Consider the following 4,553-nt stretch of genomic DNA (forward strand, 5'->3'; position numbering starts at 1 on the left):
GCTTTGTCGTCTACTCGTTCAGTTACGTATTGCTAAGGTTAAAACGGAGGAGTTAGTTGGATGATCCAGCACCTGTTGTCGAAGCGGGTCATGACGGTGGCGCCGTTGTCGTCGGTCGTCGTCGGCGACGAGATCGTGTTCGATTCGCGGCCGGTGCGCGCGCCCATCGCGGCCCATGCGACCACGCCCGGCGCGAGGTCGACTTCGCCGCGCACCGTGCCGAACGTGTCGCGCTCGTTCGAATGCGTCCACGGCTGCGCGAAATTGCGGGCGGCATCCGGCGCGGCGGGGAGCGCGAGGCCGGTGCCGGCCGTGACGCTCGGGCGGCCGTTGCGCAGCTGGTGGTCCTGGTAGCCCACGTCGGCCGACAGCCGATAATTGTCGCCGCGGTAGTCCAGGCCGACCGAGAACACCGACAGTGCGCGCTCCTCGCGGTCGACCGCGGTGTCGCCGTCGCGCCGCACGGCGTTCACGCGGATGCCCGCGCGGTCGCCCGCGCCGAAGCGGCGCGCGACGTCAGGCCGCCACGTAGCTTCTGGCCGCCCGATTCGATCCCGACGGTGACCTGGTTCCAGCGGCTTATTCGGCGCGCGCTTGGGCAGCAGGTTGATCATGCCGCCGATGCCGCCGCCGCCGGGCGCCGCCCCGTTGATGAAGCTGTTCGCGCCGCGCAGCACTTCCACGCGTTCCAGCAGTTCGCTCGCCACGAACTGGCGCGGCAATAAACCGTATAAACCGTTATACGCGAGGTCGTCCGAATTCACCGCGAAGCCGCGGATCACGTACAGCTCCTGGTAATTGCCGAAGCCGCGCGCCACGCGCACGGACGGGTCGTTCTGCACCACGTCCGCACGCTCTTCGCCTGCTGGTCCTGGATCAGCGCCTGCGTGTAGTTGGTGGCGTTGAACGGCGCGTCCATGATGTCCACGTTCCCGAGCAGGCCGAGGCGTCCGCCGCGCGCCACCTGGCCGCCGGCGTAGGCGGACGGCAGGCCCTGGGCCGATGCGTCGGCGGACGCGGTGACGACGACCGTGGCGATGCCGTCGCCGGTGGTCTGGGCCGAGGCGGATGCGGCGAGGAGCAGGGCGCCGACGGCGATCGGCGTGAGGGCGGTACGGTGGAATGGTGCGAGCGGCATGGAAATCTTCGAGGTTTAATGAGAATGGTTCTCATTATAGCGAGCGTTCTTGCTTTCGTAAATGAGAACCATTATTATCTGAACTCTGCCGCAATACCGCTTCCCATGTCTCCCGCAAACGTCCGCCGCTGGTCCTGGCTCCATACGTGGAGCAGCCTGGCCTGCACCGTCTTCATGCTCCTGCTGTGCCTGACCGGCCTGCCGCTGATCTGGCGCCACGAGATCGGCCACCTGCTCGGCAACGACATCGAGGCGCCGCCGCTGGCGGCCGCCCTCGTGTCGGCGCCGCCGCCCAGCCTCGACCGCGTGATCGCCGCGGGCCGGGCGCGCTATCCGCACAAGGTCATGATGTACATGTCGCAGGAGCCGGACGAACCGGCGCTGTGGTTCCTGACGATGGGCGAGCACGCGACCGATCCGGACTTCAAGAGCATCGCCATCGATGCGCGCACCGCGCGATTCGTCGGCGAACCGCCGATCGAGGGCGGCGGCGTCATGCAGTTCATCTTCCACCTGCACGTCGACCTGTTCGCGGGCGTGTGGGCGAGCTGTTCCTGGGCGCGATGGGCATGCTGCTGCTGGCGGCCATCGTGTCCGGCGTCGTGCTGTACGCGCCGTTCATGCGCAAGCTGGATTTCGGTACGGTCCGCCGCGGCCGCACGGCGCGCCTGAAATGGCTCGACCTGCACAACCTGCTGGGGATCGTCACGCTCGTGTGGGGGCTCGTCGTGGGCGCGACCGGCGTCGTGAACACGCTGGCCGACGTGCTGCTGCAGGTCTGGCAGGCCACCGAGATCGCCGCGATGACGAAGCCGTACGCGGGCCAGCCGGCGCCCGCGGCGTTCGCGCCGGTCGAGGCGACGGTGCGCAATGCGGAGCGCGCGGCGCCGGGCATGCGCGTCGGCTTCATCGCGTTCCCCGGCACGCCGTTCGCGAGCCCCCATCACTACGGCGTCTACATGCATGGCGACGCGCCCCTGACGTCGCGGCTCTACGCGCCGGTGCTGGTCGACGCGCGGACGGCCGCCGTCACCGACCGCCGCGACCTGCCGTGGTATCTGACGGCGCTGCTGCTGTCGCAGCCGCTGCATTTCGGCGACTACGGCGGCGCCGGCATGAAAGCCGTGTGGACGCTGCTCGACGCGGCGACGCTCGTCGTGCTGGGCAGCGGCCTGTATCTGTGGCTGCGGCGCGGCCGCGCGGCCGCGCGCCCGGCACGCGTGCCCGCGCACGCCGCGCCCGCGCTCGCGCGCGAAGGAGAGGCGGATTGAGCGCGCCGAAAAGCCCGTTGCGCCACGTCTGGACGATGCCGATCGCGCTCGGCGCGCTGACGCTCGCCGGCCTCGTGGTGGGTCTGCTGGCGGATGGCGCGTGGGACCTCGGCGCCGCCGCCGCGCTGGCGCTGCCGCTGGCCGTGGGCGCGTGGCATGCGCTCAGGCCCGCGCGTTCGCCGCGCTGAGCGGGACCGCCCGCATGCATACCGCGCTTTAATTCTCTGTTAAGCCTGCTGCCGGCGAAGCCGCGTATAACATCGGCAGAATAACCACAAGCGAGGAGTCCTGAATGAAGAACTGGGTGCGCAACAACAAGGGTTTCCTGGCGTTTCTCGTCCTGTTCGGCATGTTCCGCACGGCGGTGGCGGACTGGAATCCGATCCCGTCGGCATCGATGCATCCGAACCTGCTCGAAGGCGACGTCGTGCTCGTGAACCGCCTCGCGTTCGACCTGAAGGTCCCGCTCACGGACGTCGTGCTGGCGCACCTCGGCGAGCCGCGCCGCGGCGACATCGTCACGTTCCGCTCGCCGCGCGACCGCACCCTGTTGATCAAGCGCGTCGTGGCGCTGCCGGGCGATGTCGTCGAGATGCGCAACGAGCGCCTGTTCATCAACGGCCGCGGCGCCGACTACCGCGTCGTCGAACAGTCGCTCGATTCCGTCGGCGGCACGGCGATGCGCGCGCTGCAGCTGGCCGAATCGTGGGACGGCAAGACGGCCCAGTCGCGCCGCCACATCCAGATCATGCCGGACGTGCTGGCGCCGCGCACCTTCGGCCCCGTCACCGTGCCGCAGGGCGAATACCTGATGCTGGGCGATAACCGCGACAACAGCGCCGACTCGCGCGTGATCGGCCTGGTGCCGCGCAAGCTGCTCGTGGGCCGCGCCGAACGCGTGCTCGTCTCCGCCGACTACCAGGGCAACTGGATGCCGCGCACCGAGCGCTTCGGCATGTCGCTGTACCGCCCCGACTGATCGCGTGCGCGCAGGCGGCACTGGCCGCGCCTGCGTGCCCTCGGTGTTCCAGCGCCGCCGCCATCCGGGCGCGGCGGCGCGGCGGCGCGTCGAGACGGCTTGCGTGTTTCCCGCTACAATTTCGTCCCTCGGACGCTCGCATGGTGCAGTGCCGATGTTCTGATCAAGGCATGCATATGCAAAGACTCCTGACCGTCATCCTTGCCTGCCTCGGCATGGTGGGCGCCCTCGCGATCGATACCTACCTGCCGTCGATCCCCGCCATCGGGCGCGCGTTCGACGTCGGGCCCGTCGCCGTGCAGCAGACGCTGTCGGTGTTCCTGTTCATGTTCGCGTTCATGATGCTGTTCTACGGGACGCTGTCCGATTCCTTCGGCCGCCGTCCCGTGATCATGGTCGCGCTGACGATTTATACGCTGGCATCGGCCGGTGCCGCGCTGGCGCCGACCTTCGGCTGGCTGCTGCTGTTCCGCGCGCTGCAGGGCATGTCGGCCGGTGCCGGCTCCGTCATCGGCCAGGCGATCGTGCAGGACCGCTTCACCGGCGCGGACGCCCAGCGCATCATGTCGCACATCATGATGGTGTTCGGCCTCGCGCCGGCCATCGCGCCCGTGCTGGGCGGCTGGCTGCACGTCACGTTCGGCTGGCGCGCGAACTTCGTGTTCCTCGCGCTCTTCGGTACCGTGATGTTGCTGGCGACCTGGCGCCTGCTGCCGGAAAGCCTGCCGGTCGAAAAGCGCCACGCGTTCCACGGCGTGGCCATCGCGCGCAACTACCTTAAGGTGCTGGGGCATCCGCAGTTCCTGCTGCTGTCGCTGTCCGTGGGCCTCGCGTTCGGCGGCCTGTCGCTGTACATCGGCTCCGCCGCCAACTTCGTGATGGAGATTCTGCACCTGCCGGAAACGGCGTTCGCGTGGATGTTCATCCCGCTGATCAGCGGCATGGTGATCGGCTCGGCCTGGGGCGGCAAGCGCGCGACGCGCGTGGCGCCCGCGCGCATGCGCGCCATCGGCTTCGTCACGATGGCGGGGGCCTGCGTGCTGAACGTGGGCTACACGGCGCTGGCCGGCGATGCGATCGCGGTGCCGTGGGCAGTGCTGGATCATCCAGCTCAACTCCTCCGTTTTAACCTTTCAGCAATACGTAATCTGAACCAAGCAGGACA

At 68.7% G+C, this 4,553-nt stretch carries 6 protein-coding genes and 1 pseudogene; 5 read left to right on the forward strand and 2 right to left on the reverse strand.

Annotation, left to right across the window (positions count from 1 at the left end; translation table 11 throughout):
* Window positions 1-38: 38 nt before the first annotated feature.
* Window positions 39-845: a TonB-dependent receptor plug domain-containing protein gene (locus ACWNCF_RS02555; RefSeq protein ID WP_449405904.1), complete on the reverse strand. Its 807-nt coding sequence runs from the start codon at window positions 843-845 to the stop codon at window positions 39-41.
* Window positions 779-1,138 (reverse strand): hypothetical protein, encoded by a 360-nt coding sequence (locus ACWNCF_RS02560; RefSeq protein WP_449405905.1) that lies wholly within the window; start codon window positions 1,136-1,138, stop codon window positions 779-781. Before ACWNCF_RS02560 ends, ACWNCF_RS02555 begins: the two co-directional genes overlap by 67 nt.
* A gap of 105 nt (window positions 1,139-1,243) precedes the next feature.
* Here ACWNCF_RS02560 and ACWNCF_RS02565 point away from each other — a divergent pair.
* The 5 genes and pseudogenes from ACWNCF_RS02565 to ACWNCF_RS02585 all read left to right on the forward strand — a co-directional run.
* Window positions 1,244-2,409 (forward strand): annotated as a pseudogene (locus tag ACWNCF_RS02565) (PepSY-associated TM helix domain-containing protein).
* Window positions 2,406-2,597, forward strand: a complete 192-nt coding sequence (locus tag ACWNCF_RS02570; RefSeq protein ID WP_449405906.1) for a hypothetical protein — start codon at window positions 2,406-2,408, stop codon at window positions 2,595-2,597. Before ACWNCF_RS02565 ends, ACWNCF_RS02570 begins: the two are co-directional and overlap by 4 nt.
* 104 nt (window positions 2,598-2,701) lie before the next feature.
* Window positions 2,702-3,388 (forward strand): signal peptidase I, encoded by a 687-nt coding sequence (gene lepB / locus ACWNCF_RS02575; protein ID WP_449405907.1) that lies wholly within the window; start codon window positions 2,702-2,704, stop codon window positions 3,386-3,388.
* A gap of 4 nt (window positions 3,389-3,392) precedes the next feature.
* A complete protein-coding gene (locus ACWNCF_RS02580; RefSeq protein WP_449405908.1) occupies window positions 3,393-3,551 on the forward strand; it encodes a hypothetical protein in 159 nt (52 codons plus the stop codon).
* A gap of 13 nt (window positions 3,552-3,564) precedes the next feature.
* A partial coding sequence (locus ACWNCF_RS02585; protein WP_449405909.1) for a multidrug effflux MFS transporter occupies window positions 3,565-4,553 on the forward strand: 989 nt, incomplete at its 3' end.

The sequence above is a fragment of the Massilia phosphatilytica genome, from assembly GCF_977014125.1.

What these genes read in the sequence shown, in the direction of transcription:
- ACWNCF_RS02560 (WP_449405905.1), bottom strand. Translation starts at nt 1,138, where the DNA reads ATGCCGCTCGCACCATTCCACCGTACCGCCCTCACGCCGATCGCCGTC.
- lepB (WP_449405907.1), top strand. Translation starts at nt 2,702, where the DNA reads ATGAAGAACTGGGTGCGCAACAACAAGGGTTTCCTGGCGTTTCTCGTC.